The organism is Clostridium mobile, assembly GCF_018918285.1.
Taxonomy (GTDB): Bacteria; Bacillota; Clostridia; order Clostridiales; family Clostridiaceae; genus Clostridium_AW; species Clostridium_AW mobile.
In genome coordinates, this window is the sequence record NZ_JAHLQF010000003.1 from 643944 (window position 1) to 666238 (window position 22295).

Consider the following 22295-nt stretch of genomic DNA (forward strand, 5'->3'; position numbering starts at 1 on the left):
ATATTATACTAACACTATATTATACTAACACCAATAGTAGGAACAGTAGGATCTTTTATATTTTGTATAAACAAGGATATATTGGTTGAAATAATGCTCTGAATAATATACATTTAGAAAATTGAATTATATTGACAAATTATAGAGTGTGTAGTACACTAATTATGATAAATGAATACATAATTTCAGGTGCCTAGTATTAGGTGAAAAGGGAATGTGGTTGAATTCCACAGCAGCCCCCGCTACTGTAATTGATGACGAACCTTCAATGTCCACTCGTGAGAGGAAGGAGAAGGAGAGGAAGAATCATGAGCCAGGAGACCTGCCTGAATTTTAGAGAATGAGCTTTCGGCGGGAAAGGATCTTAATAAATGATTCCGGCTTTTGTCGGTCTTTTTTTATGGTTTCCATCAGCAGGCGAGCAGTTCGTCTGCTATTTTTATATATTATATATTGAATGCTGTGTTCTTAGATTAATCTAGACCTCCTAGAACAGAATTCTCCTATCAAACTCTAGAACACAGCCTATTTTTACTAAAGAGGTGTTAAAATTGGCAAAGATAATGATTCAGGGGACAGGTTCCTCAGTAGGAAAAAGTATTTTAGTCACTGCGTTATGCAGAATATTTAAACAGGATGGATATTCTGTTTGTCCATATAAATCACAAAACATGTCATTAAATTCATACATAACTCATGATGGCTTAGAAATGGGTAGAGCCCAAGTTCTTCAAGCTTATGCAGCGGGATTAGAACCAGAAGCCTATATGAATCCTATATTGTTAAAACCTACTAGCGATAAGAAATGTCAAATAATATTCAATGGAAAAGTCTATGGAAATAGTACAGCCATGGAATATCATAATATGAAATTAGACTTTGCTGAAAAATTGAAAACTCAATTTGAAGATATAGAAAAACAGTTTGACATAATAGTTATTGAAGGAGCAGGAAGCCCAGCAGAAATAAACTTAAGAGATAGAGATATAGTAAATATGGGATTTGCTGAAATGGTAGATGCTCCAGTACTTTTAGCTGGAGATATTGATAAAGGTGGAGTTTTCGCTTCCCTTGCAGGTACTATGTTACTGCTTACTGAGGAAGAAAGAAAGAGAGTAAAAGGTACTATAATAAATAAATTTAGAGGGGATATAGAAATATTAAAACCAGGGGTAAAAATGCTAGAAGACATAATTAAAATACCTTGCGTAGGAGTAGTTCCTCACTTTACTTTAGATTTAGAGGATGAGGATGGAGCAGTAGATTTTAATAAGAATAAAAAAGCGGACTTAGATGTTGCAGTTATAAAACTACCTCATATTTCAAATTTTACAGATTTTGATGCCTTAAAGGTTGAGGAAGATGTATCTATAAGATACATAACAGCAAAAGAAAATTTCGGTAATCCGGATTTATTGATAATTCCTGGAACTAAGAATACCATAGATGATTTATTAGTTTTAAGAGAGTGTGGATTAGAAGACTTGATTAAAGAATACTCAAAAGAGGGACTTGTCATCGGAGTATGTGGCGGTTATCAAATGCTTGGTAATGTTTTGAAAGATCCATATGGAGTGGAAACAGATAACGAAGAAGTTAATGGAATGGGACTTTTGGACATTGAAACAACCTTTGAAAAGGAAAAAGTTACCACTAGAGTAAAAGCTAAAGGAAATTATGGAGAGGTATATGGTTATGAAATACATATGGGTATTTCAAACTATGGAAACAATGCAACTCCAATGTTTACTATTTATGATGAAAATGGAAAAGATGTAAATAGAATAGATGGGGCAATAAATGATAGAGAAAATATAATGGGTACTTATATCCATGGTCTATTTGATGGAATTGAATTTAGAGAAAGAACATTAAATAAAGTGAGAGTAGCTAAGGGACTAAAGGAGAGAGAGTCTCTTCACTACGAAAATCTTAGAGAAAAAAATCTAGATGAACTAGCAGACTTAGTTAGAAAAAATATAGATATTGAAAACTTATATAGAATCATGGGAATAAATAGGTAGAGGTGATTACCATAGTTTCGTTTTTATTAAATAATTTTATTGATTTAACTTTAGCAGTAATAATAGATTGGATTATAGGAGATCCTTATTGGTTTCCGCATCCTGTTATTTACATAGGAAAGTTAATAAGTTATTTAGAGAAAAAAGGAAGAAAGTATATTGAAAATGGTAAAGGGTTAAAAGTTTTTGGTGGATTTATCGTTATGATAGTTGCCACAATATCTTTTTTAATTCCCTACAGCCTATTATATCTAACTAAGGGTAATCAATGGATATATCATGTATTAAACGTATTTATTTTATGGACAACTCTTTCAGCTAAGTGTTTGAAAAATGAAGCTATTAAGGTGTACCATGCTTTGAAAAATGAAGATATAGAAGATGCTAGATTAAAATTATCCTACATTGTAGGTAGGGATACAAAGTCTCTAATGGAGGATGAAATAATACGAGCTGACATTGAAACTGTGGCAGAAAACACAGCAGACGGAGTAATTGCTCCACTTTTATATGGATTAGTAGGAGGGGCTCCACTGGCTATGATGTATAAAGGCATAAATACCATGGATTCAATGCTTGGATATATGGATGAAAGATTTATTAATATAGGATTTTTTCCAGCGAAGGTAGATGATGTTTTTAATTATATTCCTGCTAGATTTTCAGGGATTTTAATAGGCTTATCTTCCCCAGTGGTTGGTGGAAATATTATAGAATCTTTTAAAGTGATGATTAGGGACAGGAAGAATCATAAAAGTCCCAATTGTGCTTATCCAGAAGGAGCAGCAGCAGGGGCCATGGGTATACAAGTAGGTGGTACTAATACTTACTTTGGAAAAGTGGTATATAAGCCAACTATAGGAGATAAAAAAGTAGATTTAAACTATAACCATATATTTGGAAGCATAAAATTAATGTTTGCATCAGAAGTACTATTTTTAATAGCATTTGGTATAGTGATTTTAACTTTAAACATAAAGGGAGTGTAACCAGTGCAACATGGTGGAGATGTTTATACAGAAGGAATATTAAAGGGGAAAGAATTAATAGATTTTAGTTCTAATATAAATCCATTAGGTGTACCTAAGGGGTTTATAGATAATTTAAATGAAGGGATTTTAAATATAACAAGATATCCAGATCTTCAATATAGACAACTAAGAGCAGATTTAAAAGAGTATATAAATAATGTAGAGATATTATTTGGGGATGGAGATAGAAGTTTAGAATTAGTTCATGAAGAAGATTTTATACTGGGCAATGGAGCAGCAGAAATAATTGATTTAACTATATCCAGTTTCAAAAGCATTATGATAATTACCCCATCCTTTGGTGAGTATTATGAGAGTGCTGAGAAGTGGGGAGTGGATATAGTATGTGTTTCATTAAATGAAGATATGGAATATGACTATGAAGCTATAGCTAAAAATTTACACAGTGTAGAAGCTATAATCATAGGAAATCCCAACAATCCTAATGGTGGGATAATAGACAAAGAAAAGTTCTTGCCAATAATAGAGCGTTGTGAAAAAGAAGGCAAGAAAATAATAATAGATGAGGCTTTTGTAGAATTTACAGGAAAGCATAAAGACAGCTTTATTTATCAGTTAAAAGATTATAAATCTCTATTTATAATAAGAGCTATAACAAAATTTTATGCCATGCCTGGAATAAGATTTGGCTATGGAATTTCTTCAGATGGGGAATTTATAGATAAATTAAAAGAAAAGCAAAATCCGTGGAACATAAATGCTTTTGCAGAGCTAGCAGTTAAATATGTACTTAAAGATAGAAATTATATCAATAAATCAATAAAGTGGATTAAAGTAGAGAGAGAGTATCTAAAAGGAGAACTAAAGAAATTAGATATTATAGAAAAGGTATTTGATACCCATGGAAACTATATTTTATGTAAACTAAAAAATATTGATTGCGATAGATTATACGAGTATTCACTAGAAAGAGGAATAGTCATAAGAAAATGCAATAATTATATTGGACTTAATAAAAGCTATGTAAGATTTGCAATCAAAGATAGATTGAACAACGATAAATTATTACAGGTACTAAAAAAAATTAATATATAATCTATAGGAGGGTTATAAATGAGTAAAAAGTTTACATTATTTATGATGATGGCTATGGTGTTTACAATGACGTCAAGTGCATCAGCCATGCACATAGCAGAAGGATTTTTGCCACCGATGTGGTCGGGAATTTATTTTGTAATTGCTCTTCCATTTGTAATAATGGGGATAAAGGGGATTAAAGAAAGCACTAGTAAAAATAAAGATATTAAAATGCTTTTAGGTCTTGTAGCTGCATATGCATTTATACTTTCAGCTATGAAAATACCTTCAGTTACAGGAAGTTGTTCTCATCCAACAGGAACAGGGCTTTCAGCTATAATTTTTGGACCTTTTATATCTTCAGTAGTAGGATTGATAGTTCTTGTGTTCCAAGCTATATTTTTAGCCCATGGAGGAATAACAACTCTTGGCGCTAACGTGGTTTCAATGGCCGTAGTTGGACCAATAGTTTCCTACTTAATATACACTGCATTAAAAAATAAAAATAAAAAACTAGGGGTGTTTTTAGCAGCAGCAATAGGTGATTTAGCAACATATTTTGTTACTTCAGTGCAGTTAGCTTTAGCTTTCCCAGCACAGCAAGGTGGAATAATAGCTTCTTTTGGAAAATTCTTTTCAATATTTTCTATAACTCAGATTCCTTTAGCTATAGTAGAAGGATTGCTTACAGTAATAATTTTTGAATTTATTGAAAAATATTCTTCTAAAGAAATAGAAGTACTTAGCGGGGTGAAATAATTGAAAAAGAGAACAGTATCATTATTAATTGCATGCTTTATAGTTATAATAGGTTCTTTGGCTATAGGTAGCATGAGAGGCGGAGAGTTCGAAGGCGCAGATGGAATGATAGAAGATGTAATAGCTGAAACAAGAGGGGATTATGAACCATGGTTTTCAGCATTATGGGAACCACCTTCAGGGGAAATAGAAAGTTTATTGTTTGCAGCTCAAGCTGCTATAGGAGCAGGATTCATGGGGTATTATATAGGAAAGAAGAAAAATGCTAAAGTTAGTAATTGCGCTGTCGAAGAGAAATAAATTAACCTATATTCATCCTTTAGAAAAAATATTTATGACTATATTACCAATAATTATCATGGGGTTTATATATAATCCTATGGTAATTTTTGGTAATATAATGATATTTTTTTTAATGCATATTATCATAAAAAATAATATGAAAATTGTAGCTAATTTTGCTTTTAAAATAGCAGCCTTTGCTGCTTTTTCGTCGTTAACTTTCATTTTTGACTATGGACTTAAATATGTATATGTCATTATATTGAAATGTTTATTTTCTGGATTAAGTCTTTCTTTTTTTACTTTAACTACTCCTATAGAACACATATTATATTATTTTTCTAAAAATAAGTGGTTAACGGATATATGCGATATTGCAAAATCTATGGAAAGATTTTTAATGATATTAGATGATGAATATAATATTATGCACAACGCAATGAAATCAAGGGGAGGATTTGATGGATTTTCCTCAAAAATAAAAAGTACGGGTAAAATAGCGGCATTACTTTTTGTGAATACTATGGAGAGATGGAAAAATATAAAGGATGGGTTAGATAGCAGATGTTACAGAGGATATACTCCTTACATTGCCATAGACTTTAATTTTTCTTATAAGAGATTTATATTTATATGTATATATAATTTTATATTAATTTTTCTTGCGATATATTTAAAATAATTGAACTTTATGGAGTGAAAGAGAATGATAGGAGTTATTGGTATCAGAAATAATATAAAGCTAGATATAAGGGAAAAGTTAAGTATAATACCAAAACGTTATGAAGATTATCTTTTGAAGCTTAATGAAATTTGTGACGAGGTATTAATACTTAGTACTTGTAATAGAACAGAAGTATATTTTTCCACCCAAAAAGACTATGGTGAAATAATTGATGAAATTTTTGAAAGATTAAACTGGAGTAAAGAATATATAAAATATACATTTTTCCATAAAGATGATGAAGCTGTAGATTACATGATGAACGTGGTATGCGGATTCTATTCTTCAATTTTAGGTGAAGATCAAATCTTAGGTCAAGTTAAAGATGCCTATGAAATAGCACTAAAAAATAAAACTATAAAAAGAGAGGTTCAAAAACTATTTCAAATGGCAATAACCTGTGGAAAGGAATTTAGATTTAAATCTAAGTTATACACTATACCTGTTTCCTCTGCGTCTATAGCAGTAAATGAAGGTAGACGCCTAGGTGCAAAGAATTTTATGGTTCTTGGCTATGGAGAAATTGGTAGTTTAGCCTGTAAATATATAATGTCTGGCAGTTTTAATAAATTATATATATCCCTTAGAAACCCTTCTCTTGTTGAAATAGAAGATAGCAGGGTAAAGGCAATACCTTTTAATGAAAGACAGAAATTTTATAAAGATGTAGATTGCATAATATGTTCAACCTCTGCACCACACCCAGTGGTACATAAGAATGATATGTCAGAAAAGGAATTGGTGATTTTTGATTTAGCGGTACCTAGAGATGTGGAAGAGGGAATAGAAAAGATTAATAATATTCAGGTATACGATATAGATAAAATTAGTTTATTAAACGATGAGAATTGTCAGAAAAGAAAATTACAGATGGAAGAAAATAAATATATTTTAGACAAGTACATCAATGATTTTAAGGATTGGCAAAAGATAAGAGAAATATCTCCTCAAATAGAGAAACTAAAAGAATGTGGAGAAGTTGTATATAGAAAGAGATATAAGACCTTTAAGAATAAATTAAAAACTAAGGATAAAGAGATGTTAGCTGAAATGTTATTAAAAAGCACCTCTGATGCCTATGTAAATAGAGCAATAGAAGTATTAAAAGAAGAACAATTGAAAGGCAGGTATGAGGAATGCCTGAATATAATTCAAAGAATATTTTACAATACCAAATAGACTACACTAATATTTCATTAATATCCAATAAGATAAGGGTATTGATTATAGGTGGAGGAAGGGCAGGCTTTATAAAAGCTAAGACTTTTATAAAGAATGGATGTATGGTGACCATGCTTTCTAAGGAATTCACCAATAGCTTTGATGAGTTAAAGGGTAGTCATAATATTGAATTCATAAGAGATGATTATAAACAAGATTATATATTAAATTATCATTTAGTAATAATAGCTATAGATGATAATAATACAAGGGAATTAATAAAAAAACATTGTGAAAAGTATTGTAAGCTCTACTCCGATTCCAGTGAGTTTAGAAGGGGAATGTTCTTAGTACCTTGTCAAAGAAAAACTAGATATATAAATCTTTCACTAAATACTAAGGAAGGTAGTCCTAAGACTTCTGTTTACTTGACTAATAAGTTGACAGATGTAGCTAAGGCATATGACGATTTTGTGGACTACTGTTGTAAATTAAGAAATAGTTTAAAGGATAATCCTTTGAAAAATGAAATAACAAACTTTGTAAACACAGATGACTTTTATTTCTTTTTTGAAAAAAATGTCCATAATAAAGTGTTAAAAATGTTTTATGGAGGTAATGAAATTGAAATTAATTTTAGCTACGAGAAAAAGTATCCTAGCACAGACTCAAACGGATTTAATAATAGATATGATTAAAGAAAAGAATAATGTAGAATGTGAAAAGTTACTAATTGAAACCTTAGGAGATAAAATATTAGATAAAACCTTAGATAAAATTGGAGGTAAAGGGCTATTTATTAAAGAGATAGAAATGGCTCTATTAGAGGATAAAGCTCATATTGCAGTACACAGCATGAAAGACATGCCTTATGAAATACTAGAAGAATTTCAAATAGCCGCAATACCGAAAAGAGAAGATGTAAGAGATGTATTTATATCTGCAGATGGGACTCCTTTTATGGATTTGCCAGAGGGAGCTAAGGTTGGAACTAGTAGCAGAAGAAGAGCTTCACAGTTAAAACTTTTAAGACCAGATGTAGAGATAGTGCCAATAAGAGGAAATGTACAGACTAGAATAAGAAAAATAAAAGAATTAAATTTGCATGGAACTGTACTCGCTTCCGCCGGATTAAATAGACTTGGAATGGAAGATGTAGTAACAAATTATTTTGAGGTTACGGAGATGGTGCCAGCTATAGGACAAGGGGCACTAGGTGTGGAAACAAAGGTAGGATCAGAAGCTTATGAATATGTTAAGCATATAGATCATGAAGAAAGTAGAATTTGTGTAGAAGCTGAAAGAAGCTTTATGAGAGAGTTAAAAGGAGATTGCCATTCCACCATAGGAGCTAATGCAATAATTAAAGGTGATATGTTATATATGGTAGGAATCTTTGAAGTCAATGGAAAAATAGTAAAAAAAGATATAGAAGGCAAAAAAGAAGATTTTATAAACTTAGGAAAAAATTTAGCCAAGAAAATTGAAATGGCTTAGGAGGTAGACTATGAGTAAAGTATATTTAATTGGAGCAGGACCAGGAGATGAGGAGTTAATCACATTGAAAGCTATAAATAAATTAAAAAAATGTACTGCAGTTATGTACGATAGATTAGCCTCACCAGGAATATTAAAATATCTAGATGAAAAATGTGAAATATATTACTGTGGCAAAGAACCTGGATGTCACTATAAAACCCAGGATGAAATAAATGAAATGTTAGTTAATCTTGCTAAAAAAGGACACATAGTAGGAAGAATAAAAGGAGGAGACCCTTTTGTATTCGGCCGTGGAGGAGAAGAAATATTATCACTATTAGAAGAAAATATTGAGTTTGAAGTAATACCAGGTATAACTTCAGCTATATCTGTTCCAAACTATGCAGGGATTCCAGTTACTCATAGAGCTATAGCTCAAGGTTTTCATGTATTTACAGGAATGACTGCAGATAAACTTAACTTAGATTGGAATGCAGTAGCAAAAATTGGAGGAACCCTAATATTTTTAATGGGATTCAATAACTTAGATATAATAACCTCAAGGCTTTTAGAAAATGGCATGGATGAATCTACCCCTTGTGCCATAATAATGAGAGGGACTACTTCTCTTCAAAGAAAAGTAGTTGGCACTATAAAAAACATAAAAGAAAAGGCATTAGAAAAGGGAATAGGGTCCCCTTGTATAATTCTTGTAGGTGATGTGGTTCAGTTTAATGATAAGTTTAACTGGTATGAAAAGAAGCCCCTTTTCGGTAAAAACATATGTGTAACTCGCTCAAAGGAACAGGCGGGAGAACTTATAGAAAAGTTGAGAGATTTAGGAGCACAAACCACAGAAATCAATGCTATAAAGATAGTAAACACAGGGGAAAACTTAAACTCATACATGGATAAATTATCACAATATGATTTTATACTCTTTACCAGTGTAAATGCTGTAAATATATTCTTTGATTATTTAGTAGAAAAAGAATACGACATAAGAAATATAAAAGGAAAATTTGCTGTTATAGGACCTGCTACAGAAAAAGCTCTCATTAAAAGAGGAATAAAACCAGAAATTATGGCAGAAGAATTTGTAGCAGAGGATTTATTCAATAAAATTAAGCCTCAAGTAAAAGAAGGAGATAAAATACTTCTCCCTCGTTCAGCTCAAGCTAGAGAATATTTAGTTGAAGCATTGACAGAGGAGAAAACTTTAGTAGATGAAGTAACTACTTATAGTATAGCTAAAGGGGATTTACCTGAAGGGGAAATATTTGATAATGTGAACATAGTCTTATTTACTAGCCCAAGCATAGTAAGAAACATGATAGATATGGTTGGAGTGGAAGCTATAAAGAGCAAAGAATGTTTAGCTATTGGCCCTATAACTTCAAAAGAGCTTCAAAAGCATGGCATAGAACATACTGTATCTGATGAATATTCGAACGAAGGAATAATTAAAAAACTTTTGGAAAATAAATAGATTTATTTCAATTGATAATTGAGAATGGACAATTGGGAATTAAGGACAGAATTTTGTGAAATGAAATTCTTACAATAACTTTCAATTCTCAATTCTAAACTCTCAATTTTAAAAAAGGAGTGTAATTTATGTTTAATAGACATAGAAGATTGAGAAATAATGAAGCCATAAGGAGTATGGTTAGGGAAACAGTTTTAACTCCAGATGATTTTATATACCCATTATTTGTTGTAGAAGGGGAAAATATAAAAAAAGAAATAACTTCTCTTCCAAACAACTACCATTACTCCATAGATAGGTTACATGAAGTAGTAAAAGAAATAGAAGAGAGCGGAGTTAAGGGAATAATTCTATTTGGTATACCGGATCATAAAGATGAAGTTGGTAGTGAAAGCTATAATGATAATGGAATAATACAAAAGGCAATAAGAAAAATTAGAGAACTATCTAAAGATATTTACATAATAACCGATGTGTGCATGTGCGAGTATACAAGTCATGGTCATTGTGGAATAATTCATGATGAAAATGTAGATAACGATGAAACCCTAGATTATTTGTGCAGAATATCTCTATCCCATGCTAAAGCAGGAGCAGACATGATTGCACCTTCGGATATGATGGACGGAAGAATTGCAGCCATAAGAGAAGCTTTAGATAAAAACGGATATGTTCACATTCCAATAATGTCTTATAGTGCTAAATATTGTTCAGCTTTTTATGGTCCTTTTAGAGAGGCAGCTAATTCAACACCTCAATTTGGAGATAGAAAGACCTATCAAATGGATCCAGGAAATATAAGAGAAGCCATGCTTGAAATAGAAAGTGACATCATGGAAGGAGCAGATATTATTATGGTAAAACCTGCCCTATCTTATTTAGATGTAATAAGATGGGCTAAGGATAAAACCCATATGCCAATAGCAGCTTATAGTGTGAGCGGAGAATACTCTATGGTTAAAGCTGCTGCAAAAATGGGATTAATAGATGAGAAGAAAATAGCACTTGAAATGCTTTTATCCATGAAAAGAGCAGGAGCAGATATGATCATAACCTACTATGCTCTTGATGCGGCTAAATGGCTTAAATAATGGAGAATTGATAATTGAAAATGGAGAATAGGAAAGAAGGGGTGTTTTAAATGAGAAACTTAGAGATATTTGAAGAGTCAAAAAAATATATGCCAGGGGGAGTTAATAGCCCTGTTAGAGCATTTACAAATGTTACAATAAATCCTCCAGTAATGAAAAAAGGTGAAGGTTCACATATATTTGATGAAGATGGAAATGAATACATAGACTTTATAGCATCTTGGGGACCGATGATATTAGGACATAATGATAAGGATGTAGTAAAAGCTATAAAAGATATGGTAGATAATGCCCTAACTTTTGGAGCACCAACGGAAGTGGAATTATTACTTGCAAGACATATGGTAAATACATTAGATAATGTAGATATGGTTAGAATGGTGAATTCAGGTACGGAAGCTACCATGAGTGCTGTAAAACTTGCAAGAGGATATACAAAAAAAGATAAGATAGTAAAATTTGCTGGATGTTATCATGGACACTTCGATGGATTTTTAGTAGAAGCAGGATCAGGAGTACTTACAGAAAGAATTCCAGGTTCTCCAGGGGTACCAAAGAGTAGCATAGAAAACACTTTAATTGCCAAATACAATGATATCCAAAGTGTAAGAGACTTATTTGTTAAATATGGTGATGATATAGCAGGAGTCATAGTTGAACCAGTGGCTGGTAATATGGGGGTTATACCTGGAACTAAAGAGTTCTTAGAAGGACTAAGAAAAGTTTGTGATGAGTATGGAGCATTATTAATTTTTGATGAAGTAATGACTGGATTTAGAGTAGCTTATAAAGGAGCACAAAGCCTTTATGGAGTAGTTCCTGACTTAACCACCTTTGCTAAGATTATGGGAGGAGGACTTCCTTGTGGAGCATACGGTGGTAAAAGAGAGATAATGGAAAACCTATCTCCTATGGGACCTGTGTATCAGGCGGGAACTATGTCAGGTAACCCAGTGGTGATGGCAGCAGGATATGCTACCTTAACTAAGCTATATAATAATTTACATTATTATGATCATGTTGAAAAGTTAGCTAACACTCTTAAAATGGGTATGGAAGAAGTAGCTAAGGAAAAAGGAATATCCTTAGTTATAAATAGATGTGGATCCATGATGACGCCTTTCTTTACAGAGAAAGAGAGTGTTGTAGATTACGAAGATGCTAAAACCTGTGATACAGCGCTATATGGAAGGTTCTTTCATCACATGATAAATGGTGGAATGTACATATCACCTTCACAGTTTGAAGCTATGTTCATAGGGGTTAAGCATAGTGAAGCTGAAATAGAAAAATTCTTAGAACTAATGAGAAAGTTCTAGAAAACAGGTGTTAATATGAAGAGTATTATTGTTTCATCCAACAGTAGTGGTGGAGGGAAAACCACCATTACCCTCGGATTGATTAAAGCTTTAATGAAAAAAGGATTTGATGTTCAAGGATATAAAGTAGGGCCAGATTATATAGATACAGCTTTTCAAAGTAGAATAGCTAAAAAACCTTCCAGAAACTTAGATATATTCCTTATGGGTGAGGAGGGAGTAAAAGCTTCTTACTCTAGAGGAAAGGGAGATTTAGGTGTTATAGAAGGGGTTATGGGACTTTACGATGGAAAGGGAATAGACTCTAAATATTCCACAGCTCATGTGTCAGAAGTGTTAGATTTACCAGTAGTATTAGTGTTATCACCTAAGGCACAAGTGGCTACATTATGTGCTGAGATAAATGGATTAAAAAACTTTGGCAATGTAAATATTTGTGGAGTAATACTAAATAATATTGGTGAAAAATACTATAAGCTTTTAAAGGCATCCATTGAGTATAACTGTAAAATTGAAGTCTTTGGCTATATTCCAAAGGATGAAAAGTTATCTATAAAAAGTAGACACTTAGGTTTAATTCAAAGTAGCGAAATTGAAGATTTAGAAGAGAAAATAGATTTATGCAGCGAATATATATTAAATAATGTGAATTTAGAAGAGCTATTAAAATACTTCAAAGGCACTCCTAAATATGAAGATGATTTTCATATAGAAAACATGCATCTAAAGATAGGAGTACCTATGGATAAGGCTTTTAGCTTTTATTATAGAGAAAATCTAGAGTTGCTAGCTGAAGCAGGAGAAATAGTTTATTTTAGCCCATTAAAGGATAAAGAGCTCCCAGAAAATATAGACTTTTTATATATAGGGGGAGGTTATCCAGAAGTATTTTTAAAGGAATTAAGTGGAAACACAACTATGCTAAATAGTATTAGAGAAAGATTAAATAAAGGGTTGCACTGTTATGCTGAATGTGGTGGACTTATGTATCTAACAGAATCCATAGACAACGGGTTAGAGGAAGAAAAAACAGTGGGATTTTTTAATGGAAATGCTATAATGACAAAATCTCTTCAAAATTTTGGCTATGCAAAGTTGGAATGCAATGATTTAAGTATAAACTGTCATGAGTTTCATAAATCTTATGTTACGCTAAATGATGATAAAGTATATAAATTGACTAAAGAAATATATGATGGAAGTATTAAAGAGTGGAGTTGTGGATATTTAAAAAGTAATACTTTAGCTGCTTATCCCCATATACACTTTTTTGGAAATATGGAGTTTTTAAAAGTTCTATTAAAAAGGAGCGGTGAAAAATGATGGATTACATAAAGAAACCTATGGAAATAGAAGAAAGAAGCTTTGAAATTATAGGTGAAGAAATGGGAGAACATAACTTCACAGAGGAAGAATTAAAAATAGTTAAAAGAACAATACACACTACAGGAGATTTTGATTATAAAAATATTGTGTATATAAGAGAAGGGGCAATAGAAGCAGGTAAAGAGTTGCTTGCAAAGGGAGTTAAAATATATACAGATACAAATATGGCTAAATCAGGTATAAATAAAGCTGCATTAAAGAAATTAAACTGTTCTGTAGAATGTTATGTTTCAAATGAAGACGTGGCAAAGATTGCTAAGGAAAGAGGGATAACTCGTTCTATGGCTGGGATTGAAAAAGCAGTAGAGGATGGAGTAGAAGTTTTTGTTTTTGGTAATGCACCTACAGCTTTGTACAAGCTTATAGAACTTACTAAAGAGGGGAAAGCTAACCCTAAATTTATAATTGGAGCACCAGTAGGTTTTGTAGGGGCAGCAGAATCAAAAGAAGAGGCTGAAAAGCAACTTTCAATCCCGATGGTTACAATTAGAGGAAGAAAAGGTGGAAGCAATGTGGCGGCTGCCATAGTTAATGCATTAATGTATATGGTTGTAGATAGAGAATAAGGCATCATTGACTAGTTATTTCATTTTAGATGCTAAGAAGCAGGTGATTAAATATGCTTGATATGTATGTAAACGTAGATGGTAAAAGATTAAGATGTGGTTATACTACAGGCTCCTGTGCAACAGCAGCAGCAAAAGCAGGAACAATTATGTTGTATTCAGGGCAAGATTTAAAGGAAATAAGCATAGACACTCCTAAAGGTATAAAATTAAATATTCCTATAGAAAAAATTAAAAGAGGAGAAAACTTTGTAGAGTGTTGCGTTATTAAAGATGGAGGAGATGACCCAGATGCTACCCATGGATTAGAAATTTGGGCTAGAGCCGAAAAAAGAGAGGATGGATATAGCCTAAAAGGTGGAATTGGCGTAGGAAAGGTTATGGGGGAAGGACTCTATGTACCTAAAGGTGAGTGGGCCATAAATCCTGTACCGAGAACTATGATAGAAAAAGAAGTAAAAGATGTACTTCCAAAGGATAAAGGAGTAGAGGTTACTATTTTTGTTCCTAAGGGAGAGGAAGTAGCTCAAAAGACCTTCAACCCTAGACTGAATATAATTGGAGGTATATCGATTCTTGGAACTTCAGGTATAGTTATGCCTATGTCAGAGGATGCTTTAAAGGAATCCATAAGAATTGAGGCAAAACAAAAGGTAGCAAAAGGTAGCAAAGAATTAATACTAGTATTTGGTAATATAGGAGAAAAAGCAGGTACTAAAATAGGCTTAAATCCGGACAACATGGTAGTTGTATCTAATTATATTGGATTCGCATTAAATTGTTGTATAGAAAACAAAATTAAAGATGTGACTTTAGTGGGGCATATAGGAAAGCTGTGCAAAATAGCGGGAGGGTGTTTTAACACCCATAGCAGGGTATGTGATGTAAGAATGGAGATCATAGCTCTTGAACTTGCCTTAATGGGGTATCCACAGGAATTAGTACAGAGTGTTTATAATGAAAAAACTACAGAAGGGGCAATAAAGTTCTTAGGGGACGGTTATGAAGAACTTTACAAGAGAATAGCGGAAAAAATCAAAAAAAGAGTTGAAATATTCACTTATAATGAAATCAGCCCTAAAATAGTTATGTTTTCTATGGAAAAAAATTTGTATATAGATGAAGAATTAGTGTAGATCAGTGAAGTGCAAAGAAGGAAAAGTGAAGAGTAATTCTTAACTGTTTACTCAAAAAGAGGTGATATATTGGTTTATATAGTAGGAATTGGACCTGGGAATAGAGAGTACATTTTGCCTAAAGCACTAGAAATAATGCAGAAATCTGACATAATACTTGGATTTGGAAGAGCTATGGAAAGTGTAGATTTCATAGGTAGGAAAAAAATTAAAGTAAATAAAATAAGTGAAGTAGTAGAAGAACTAGAAAAAAATAAGGATAAAATTATATCTGTAGTGGCATCGGGAGATCCTTTATATTATGGTATAACAGAATATGTTAAGAACAATTACCAGGGAGAAATAAAGGTTATACCAGGAATAAGTTCCTTTCAATACTTAACTGGAAGGTTAAACAAAAGCTGGCAGGGTGCCTATTTAGGAAGTCTTCATGGAAGAGAAGAGGATTTTATAAAAAAAGTTAGAGAAAATAAATTATCTATATGGCTTACAGACAGTAAAAATTCTCCAAAGGATTTAGCTAAAAGATTCCTAGAAAAAGGATTAAACCCTAGGATGTATGTAGGAGAAAACCTGTCCTATGAAGATGAAAAAATAGAAATAGGATATCCAGAAGAAATGAAAAATAAAGAATTTTCTTCATTATGTGTGCTATTGCTAGAGAATGAGGAAGTTTCACTAGAAGAAGAAAAATTATCTTTTATATCTGATGAAGATTTCATTAGAGGGAACTGTCCGATGACTAAAGAAGAAATAAGAATTTTAAGTGTTGCTAAAATGAATTTATATAAAAATTCTAGAGTGTTAGATGTGGGAGCAGGAACAGGCTCTATAAGCATTCAAGCGGCTAAAATATGCAGTGAAGGTGAAGTAGTTGCCTTAGAGAAAGATAGTGATGCACTAGAAGTTATATATATAAATAAGGAAAAATTTCAGACGGATAACTTAATAGTTATTGAGGGAGAAGCCTTAACTGCAAAGGTAGAAGGAAAGTTTAATAGCATATTTATAGGCGGTAGCGGAGGAAACTTAAGTGATTTAATCAAAAAATACTGTGAAATGCTAATGGACGGTGGAAAAATAGTATTAAACTTTATAACAATAAATAATCTTTACATAGCTATGGATACATTAATGGAGTTAGGCTATAAAGTAAAGTGCACCCAAGTTTCTGTAAGTAAGACAAAGGGACAAACCTATATGCTAATGGCAAACAACCCAATATTTATAATAGAAGGAGAAAAGAACAATGGCTAAATTATATGGAATAGGCGTAGGACCAGGAAGTGAAGAATTATTAACATTAAAAGCTATAAGATTATTAGAGAAGGCAGAAGTTGTTGTAGCACCATCTCCAATGAAAGATGGAGGAAACAGTATAGCTTTAGATACATCTATAAATTTTATAAATAAAGATGCTGAGGTAATTGTAAAACATTTCCCAATGGGAACACCAGATAAAGAAGAGAAAGTATTTGATGCTTTTAAAACTATAGAAGAAAAACTTCATGAAGGAAAAGATGTAATATTTTTAACTATAGGAGATCCTTTCGTTTATAGTACATACATATATCTATTAAAATATATAAATGAAAAGGGATATGAAGTAGAGACTGTACCGGGAATTACTTCATTTTGCGCATCAGCAAGTCTTGCAGGAGAAATACTAGTTATAGGGGATGAACCATTACTAATATTACCTTCCACTAGATTAGATGCAGTAAAGGATGAGAAATTCTTAGTTATAATGAAACTCTACAATAATGAAGAAAAAGTTGTAAACTTCTTAGAGGAAAAAGGATATGATTACGTTTGTGTAAGAAGGGCCTATAGAGAAGGACAGCAGATATTAAGAGATAAAAACGAAATCATAGAAAACAAAGATTATATGTCCCTAATAATAGCAAATAAAAAATAAAAATAAAATTCGTTAAGAAGGGAAGAAAATACATGGTATATTTTATTGGAGCAGGTCCAGGAGATGTTGATTTAATAACTGTAAAAGGAAGAAAGATAATATCAGAAGCAGATGTGGTTATATATGCAGGATCATTAGTTGCAAAGGAACATTTAGACTTTTGTAAAGAAGGGGTAGTTGCTCATAACTCAGCTTCTATGACATTAGATCAAGTAATAGAAGTAATGAAGGAAGAAGTAAGTAACGGTAAAACTGTTGTAAGATTACATACAGGAGATCCATCTATGTATGGAGCAATTAAAGAACAGATGGATGAATTGGATAAACTTAATATAAAGTATGAAATAATTCCTGGGGTAAGCTCTTGTTTTGCAGCTGCAGCGGCAATACAAAGGGAATTTACTTTACCTAATGTAACACAAACTTTAATTCTTACTAGGGTAGAAGGAAGAACACCAGTACCTGCAACAGAAGATTTAGAGAAATTAGCAAGTGTTGGAGCCTCTATGGCTATATTCTTATCTATAAGTATGATAGAAAAAGTAGTAGAAAAATTAAGAAAAGGATACGGCAAAAATGTACCTATAGCAGTAGTAGAAAGAGCAACTTGGGAAGATCAAAGAATCATACTAGGTACACTAGATGATATAGCAGAGAAGGTTAAAGAAGCTAATATTACTAAATGTGCTCAAATACTTGTAGGAGAATTTATAGACTGTGAATATTCAAAGAGTTTGCTATATGATAAGAGCTTTACTCACATGTTTAGAAAGGCAGAGGAATAATGAATATAGCAGCTATAACCATAACTAAAAATGGAGATTTAATCTGTGAAGAAATTAAAAAATCCATTTCTATACATATCTTTTCAAAAGAAAAAGATGAGAATTTTAATTTTAAGGAAGTAGTAAAAAAAGCAATGGAAAATTATGAAGGAATAATTTTTATCACCTCAACAGGCATAGCAGTTAGAGCAATAGCACCGTATATAAAAAAGAAGGATGAAGATCCGGCAGTATTAACTATCGATAATTCAGGGAAATTTGTCATAAGTCTTTTAAGTGGTCATTTAGGTGGTGCAAATGAATTAGCTATAACAATTTCAAACATACTAGAAGCTATTCCTGTAGTTACTACCGCTACAGACTCCTTAGGAATTGAAGCTCCTGATATGGTGGCAAAGAAAAATAATTTAGTCATAGAGGATTTAAAAGATGCCAAAGATATAGCTGCTCTTTTAGTTGATGGAAAAAAAATTTATTTTCAAGATGAAGATAATATTATACCAATACCTAAAGGCTATAGTGCGGATTTAGAAGGGGCCACAGGTATTGTATATGTAACAAATAAGAACAAGTCTTTTTGGGTAGAGAGGGAAAAAATAAAAAATCCTCAAACCAAAATACTAAAATTAATAAGAAAAAATGTAGTTTTAGGAATAGGGTGCAGAAAAGATTTTTCTTCTGAAGATATGAGAAAAAGAGTTGTAGAAGTTTTAATAGATGAGAACTTAGATTTACAAGGAATAAAGTCTATTGGAACTGTAGAAGTAAAAAAGGATGAAAAAGCTATAAAAGATTTAAGCATTTTTCTAAAATGTGATCTTAATATTTTTAGTATAGAAGATATAAAAAATATAGATCATAAATTTCAAGGAAGCGACTTTGTAGAACAAACCATAGGAGTAAGGACTGTATGTGAACCCTGTGTTGAACTTCAAGGTGGAGCTTTTATAACGGGAAAATTGAGGTTAAATGGAATGACCCTTTCTATTGGAATTATTTAAAGTGAAGATTAAATAGTAAAGATAGAAGATAGAAGATAGAAGATAGAAGAATGAAAAATGAAAGGTGGATTATTTTGGGAAAATTATATGTAGTAGGAATTGGTCCAGGTGGATTAGAACATATGACAGCTAAGGCTAAAGAGGCAATAGAAAAAAGTGAAGTAATTGTAGGATATACAAAATATATAGATTTTATTGAACCATTAATTAAGGATAAAGAAATAGTTTCAACTGGGATGAAGGGTGAAGTAGAGAGATGTGAAAAGGCTTTAGAAATTGCAAAGGAAAAGGTAGTTTCTATTGTTAGTACAGGTGATGCAGGAATATATGGAATGGCAGGACTTATTTTAGAGATGAAAAAAGACGAAGAGGTAGAAATAATTCCGGGAATAACAGCTTCCTCCTCAGCGGCTTCAGTGTTAGGTTCCCCATTAATGCATGATAACTGCAATATAAGTTTAAGTGATTTAATGACTCCTTATGAACTTATAAAAAAGAGAGTGGAACTTGCCTCAGAAGGAGATTTTGTTATATCACTTTACAATCCAAGAAGTCATGGAAGACCACATTATTTAAGAGAATGTATTGACATCATAAAAAAATATAGAAAAGGGAATACTCCAGTAGGAGTAGTTAAAAATGCACTTAGAGATGGACAAGAGATTAGCTTATTCACATTAGAAAACTTTGATGATAGCATAGTAGATATGTTTTCTATAGTAATAGTGGGAAATAGCGGAAGCTATATTAAAGACGGCAAGTTTGTAACGCCAAGAGGATACTCTTTATAATTTTTAATGAAGAGTGAAAAATTGAAAATGCAGGATTAATGGTGAAGTTTCTTTGGAATCTCTGTAGATATATAGTCTGAAAAATTCCAGGGAAATTTTCACTATAACTTTTTAGCTTTAATTTTACGTTTTTTACTCCAAAGGGTTGGTGATAAAATGATTGGATTAATAAGTGGTACTTCGGAAGGTAAAGAAATATTAGGTTTATTAAATGAATATACTGATGATATTTTTGTATCCACGGCCACAGAATATGGCGGGGAACTATTAAAAGATTATAAATATAAGATATTAAATAATAAGCCTTTAAACAAAGAGGAAATGATTGAGACCTTTTCTAGAAATAAAATTAATATATTAATTGATGCTACCCACCCATATGCAATAGATGTAAGCAAAAATCTTATAGACGTATGTAAGAAACTGTCTGTGGAGTACATAAGATTTGAAAGGGAAAGCGTGGTAGATAAATTTAGAAAATGTAAAAAAGTAGTCTTGGTAGAAGATTATTCAGAACTTTATGAAAAGCTAAAAGATATAGATGGAAATATTTTAAATACTACAGGAAGCAGAAATTTAGATAAAATATTAAATTTAGGTGTAGAAAATAGAATAATTCATAGAGTACTACCTTCATTAAAGGTTATGGAAGAATGTTATTCTTTAGGCATTAAATTAGATGATTTAATAGCTATTAAGGGTCCCGTTAATTACGATCTAAATAGAGCTTTTATAAAAAACTACAATGCAAAAGCTATTATAATGAAAGATAGTGGAACAGAGGGTGGAACTGAAGAAAAAATAAAATCTGCGTTAGATGAAGGAATATGGGTTATTATAATAGATAGAGAAAAGTTAAATTATAAAAATTTATATAAAAATAAAGAAGAGTTAATGAAACATTTATTTAATTAATTCAATATATGAAAGGTTTGATAAAAAATGTGTGGTAATGGTTTATAGGTAAGGCGCCTAAATTTTCAGCAATTAGTCGCAATTTATTTAGGAGGATTTAATATGAGAACAAAAAAATTAGTATTAACAGCTTTATTTATAGCCTTATCTTTTGTAGGATCAAACTTAAAGGTAATGGGAACAATTGCTTTCGATTCTATGCCAGGATTTTTAGGAGCACTAATGCTAGGACCAGTTTATGGAGCTATTATTGGAGGAATAGGTCACTTTTTAACAGCATTAACTAGTGGATTTCCACTTTCCTTGCCAGTTCATCTAATTACTATGATAGGAATGGCTGTTACAATGACTGCATTTACCTTTGTTTATAAATTTGTGGGTAGAAAAAATCAACTAGCAGGCATGGTTTTATCTACTATTGTAGGAGTAATTATCAATGGACCCTTAACACTATTAGTATTAACTCCTTTATTACTACCTGTGATGGGTAAGGCAGGAATATTAGGTCTTGTGCCTGTATTATCTTTAGTAGCTGCTATAAATGCCATTGTAGCATTATTAGTATATAAATTATTACCAAGGAGTATGAAGGAATATGAAAATAAATAAAATTAGAGATTTAACTCTAGTCAGTATAGATAGTAATAAAACTATGGTAATTGCTTGTGATAGTTGTGGAAGCATAGGAATGAAAGAAGGAGATGCCTTAAAGGTTCCTTCAATTTTTGTAGGAAAGCTCACTTTAAGAGTAGCAATGTTTGAAGTTTTATCGTCTGGAGCTAATATTGTAGCAATTACTAATGCAGTTTGCAATGAAATGGAGCCTACAGGAAAAGAAATAATTAAAGGGATAGAAGAAGAACTAGAATGTGCAGGAATAGATAAAATAGCGCTAAATGGGAGTACTGAAGAAAACTTTAAAACCACTTCTACTGCACTAGGTATAACTGTAGTTGGAATTGTTGATAATGCCAATTTAAAGGTAAACAATATAAAAGAAGATTGTCTACTTATATCCATAGGCATGCCTAAAGTTGGTGGAGAAATAAATTTATCAAGTAAGGATGAAGACATAGCAGATTATGATGACCTTTATAAAATGTTAGAAACTCAAGGTGTTTTTGAAATAGTGCCTGTAGGATCTAAAGGGATACTATACGAAGGTGAATTGTTGGCTAGAAATAACAATATGAATCTAAATTTAGTGGATAATATGTCTATAGATTTACATAAAACTTGTGGGCCAGCTACTGTACTCATAGCTGCAGTGAGTCATGAGGCCTATGAAAATTTAAAGACTATGAAAAGAGTAAGATTAATAGGTAAATTGAATAAAAATTAAAAAAATTATCCGATGACTATCATCCGTAATACTCCCATCTTCTACAAGTGAGAGATAA

23 protein-coding genes, 1 pseudogene and 1 riboswitch are annotated in these 22295 nt (G+C 31.8%); all 24 genes and pseudogenes read left to right on the top strand.

The window, feature by feature from the left end; translation table 11 throughout:
• Positions 1 to 170: 170 nt before the first annotated feature.
• Positions 171 to 344: riboswitch (cobalamin riboswitch) on the top strand.
• A 207-nt stretch (positions 345 to 551) separates the two neighbouring features.
• The 24 genes and pseudogenes from KQI86_RS14785 to KQI86_RS14895 all read left to right on the top strand — a co-directional run bounded on the left by KQI86_RS14785 (position 552) and on the right by KQI86_RS14895 (position 22237).
• Positions 552 to 2024, top strand: coding sequence for a cobyric acid synthase (locus KQI86_RS14785; RefSeq protein WP_216440117.1), 1473 nt, complete (start codon positions 552 to 554; stop codon positions 2022 to 2024).
• A gap of 11 nt (positions 2025 to 2035) precedes the next feature.
• Positions 2036 to 3013 (top strand): adenosylcobinamide-phosphate synthase CbiB, encoded by a 978-nt coding sequence (cbiB, locus tag KQI86_RS14790; protein WP_216440254.1) that lies wholly within the window; start codon positions 2036 to 2038, stop codon positions 3011 to 3013.
• A 3-nt stretch (positions 3014 to 3016) separates the two neighbouring features.
• Positions 3017 to 4111, top strand: a complete 1095-nt coding sequence (locus KQI86_RS14795) for a pyridoxal phosphate-dependent aminotransferase (RefSeq protein WP_216440118.1) — start codon at positions 3017 to 3019, stop codon at positions 4109 to 4111.
• Positions 4112 to 4129: 18 nt separating this feature from the next.
• Entirely contained in the window at positions 4130 to 4852 is a 723-nt protein-coding gene (locus tag KQI86_RS14800) for an energy-coupling factor ABC transporter permease (protein WP_216440119.1), read from the top strand.
• Positions 4853 to 5152 (top strand): energy-coupling factor ABC transporter substrate-binding protein, encoded by a 300-nt coding sequence (locus KQI86_RS14805; protein WP_216440120.1) that lies wholly within the window; start codon positions 4853 to 4855, stop codon positions 5150 to 5152.
• Positions 5115 to 5816, top strand: coding sequence for a CbiQ family ECF transporter T component (locus KQI86_RS14810; protein ID WP_216440121.1), 702 nt, complete (start codon positions 5115 to 5117; stop codon positions 5814 to 5816). Before KQI86_RS14805 ends, KQI86_RS14810 begins: the two co-directional genes overlap by 38 nt.
• 24 nt (positions 5817 to 5840) lie before the next feature.
• Positions 5841 to 7037: a glutamyl-tRNA reductase gene (hemA, locus tag KQI86_RS14815; RefSeq protein ID WP_216440122.1), complete on the top strand. Its 1197-nt coding sequence runs from the start codon at positions 5841 to 5843 to the stop codon at positions 7035 to 7037.
• The gene (locus tag KQI86_RS14820) at positions 6995 to 7717 is read left to right on the top strand and encodes an NAD(P)-dependent oxidoreductase (RefSeq protein WP_216440123.1); all 723 of its coding nucleotides are present in this window, start codon (positions 6995 to 6997) and stop codon (positions 7715 to 7717) included. The genes hemA and KQI86_RS14820 overlap by 43 nt, the downstream gene beginning before the upstream one ends.
• On the top strand, positions 7644 to 8516 hold the full coding sequence (gene hemC, locus KQI86_RS14825) for a hydroxymethylbilane synthase (protein ID WP_216440124.1): 873 nt from the start codon (positions 7644 to 7646) through the stop codon (positions 8514 to 8516). Before KQI86_RS14820 ends, hemC begins: the two co-directional genes overlap by 74 nt.
• A gap of 10 nt (positions 8517 to 8526) precedes the next feature.
• Positions 8527 to 9987, top strand: a complete 1461-nt coding sequence (gene cobA, locus KQI86_RS14830; RefSeq protein WP_216440125.1) for a uroporphyrinogen-III C-methyltransferase — start codon at positions 8527 to 8529, stop codon at positions 9985 to 9987.
• A 128-nt stretch (positions 9988 to 10115) separates the two neighbouring features.
• Complete coding sequence (gene hemB / locus KQI86_RS14835; protein ID WP_216440126.1) at positions 10116 to 11078, top strand: porphobilinogen synthase; 963 nt, start codon at positions 10116 to 10118, stop codon at positions 11076 to 11078.
• Between the two features lie 50 nt (positions 11079 to 11128).
• On the top strand, positions 11129 to 12397 hold the full coding sequence (hemL, locus tag KQI86_RS14840; RefSeq protein WP_216440127.1) for a glutamate-1-semialdehyde 2,1-aminomutase: 1269 nt from the start codon (positions 11129 to 11131) through the stop codon (positions 12395 to 12397).
• Between the two features lie 15 nt (positions 12398 to 12412).
• Positions 12413 to 13720 (top strand): cobyrinic acid a,c-diamide synthase CobB, encoded by a 1308-nt coding sequence (locus KQI86_RS14845; protein ID WP_216440128.1) that lies wholly within the window; start codon positions 12413 to 12415, stop codon positions 13718 to 13720.
• Positions 13717 to 14349 carry a precorrin-8X methylmutase gene (locus tag KQI86_RS14850; protein WP_216440129.1) on the top strand — a complete coding sequence of 211 codons (633 nt, stop codon included), beginning with the start codon at positions 13717 to 13719 and terminating at the stop codon, positions 14347 to 14349. Before KQI86_RS14845 ends, KQI86_RS14850 begins: the two co-directional genes overlap by 4 nt.
• Positions 14350 to 14402: 53 nt before the next feature.
• Entirely contained in the window at positions 14403 to 15485 is a 1083-nt protein-coding gene (gene cbiD, locus KQI86_RS14855) for a cobalt-precorrin-5B (C(1))-methyltransferase CbiD (protein ID WP_216440130.1), read from the top strand.
• Positions 15486 to 15554: 69 nt separating this feature from the next.
• Positions 15555 to 16121, top strand: a pseudogene (gene cbiE / locus KQI86_RS20530) (precorrin-6y C5,15-methyltransferase (decarboxylating) subunit CbiE); the annotation flags it as partial.
• A 102-nt stretch (positions 16122 to 16223) separates the two neighbouring features.
• Positions 16224 to 16742, top strand: a complete 519-nt coding sequence (gene cbiT, locus KQI86_RS20535) for a precorrin-6Y C5,15-methyltransferase (decarboxylating) subunit CbiT (RefSeq protein ID WP_484793050.1) — start codon at positions 16224 to 16226, stop codon at positions 16740 to 16742.
• Positions 16735 to 17403: a cobalt-factor II C(20)-methyltransferase gene (locus KQI86_RS14865; protein ID WP_216440131.1), complete on the top strand. Its 669-nt coding sequence runs from the start codon at positions 16735 to 16737 to the stop codon at positions 17401 to 17403. Before cbiT ends, KQI86_RS14865 begins: the two co-directional genes overlap by 8 nt.
• Positions 17404 to 17435: 32 nt before the next feature.
• Positions 17436 to 18188, top strand: coding sequence for a precorrin-4 C(11)-methyltransferase (cobM, locus tag KQI86_RS14870; protein WP_216440132.1), 753 nt, complete (start codon positions 17436 to 17438; stop codon positions 18186 to 18188).
• Entirely contained in the window at positions 18188 to 19189 is a 1002-nt protein-coding gene (gene cbiG, locus KQI86_RS14875) for a cobalt-precorrin 5A hydrolase (protein ID WP_216440133.1), read from the top strand. Before cobM ends, cbiG begins: the two co-directional genes overlap by 1 nt.
• Positions 19190 to 19263: 74 nt before the next feature.
• Complete coding sequence (gene cobJ, locus KQI86_RS14880; RefSeq protein ID WP_216440134.1) at positions 19264 to 19980, top strand: precorrin-3B C(17)-methyltransferase; 717 nt, start codon at positions 19264 to 19266, stop codon at positions 19978 to 19980.
• A gap of 156 nt (positions 19981 to 20136) precedes the next feature.
• Positions 20137 to 20895, top strand: a complete 759-nt coding sequence (locus KQI86_RS14885) for a cobalt-precorrin-6A reductase (RefSeq protein WP_216440135.1) — start codon at positions 20137 to 20139, stop codon at positions 20893 to 20895.
• A 102-nt stretch (positions 20896 to 20997) separates the two neighbouring features.
• Positions 20998 to 21504 carry an ECF transporter S component gene (locus KQI86_RS14890; RefSeq protein ID WP_216440136.1) on the top strand — a complete coding sequence of 169 codons (507 nt, stop codon included), beginning with the start codon at positions 20998 to 21000 and terminating at the stop codon, positions 21502 to 21504.
• Positions 21491 to 22237: an AIR synthase related protein gene (locus tag KQI86_RS14895; RefSeq protein ID WP_216440137.1), complete on the top strand. Its 747-nt coding sequence runs from the start codon at positions 21491 to 21493 to the stop codon at positions 22235 to 22237. Before KQI86_RS14890 ends, KQI86_RS14895 begins: the two co-directional genes overlap by 14 nt.
• Positions 22238 to 22295 lie beyond the last annotated feature (58 nt).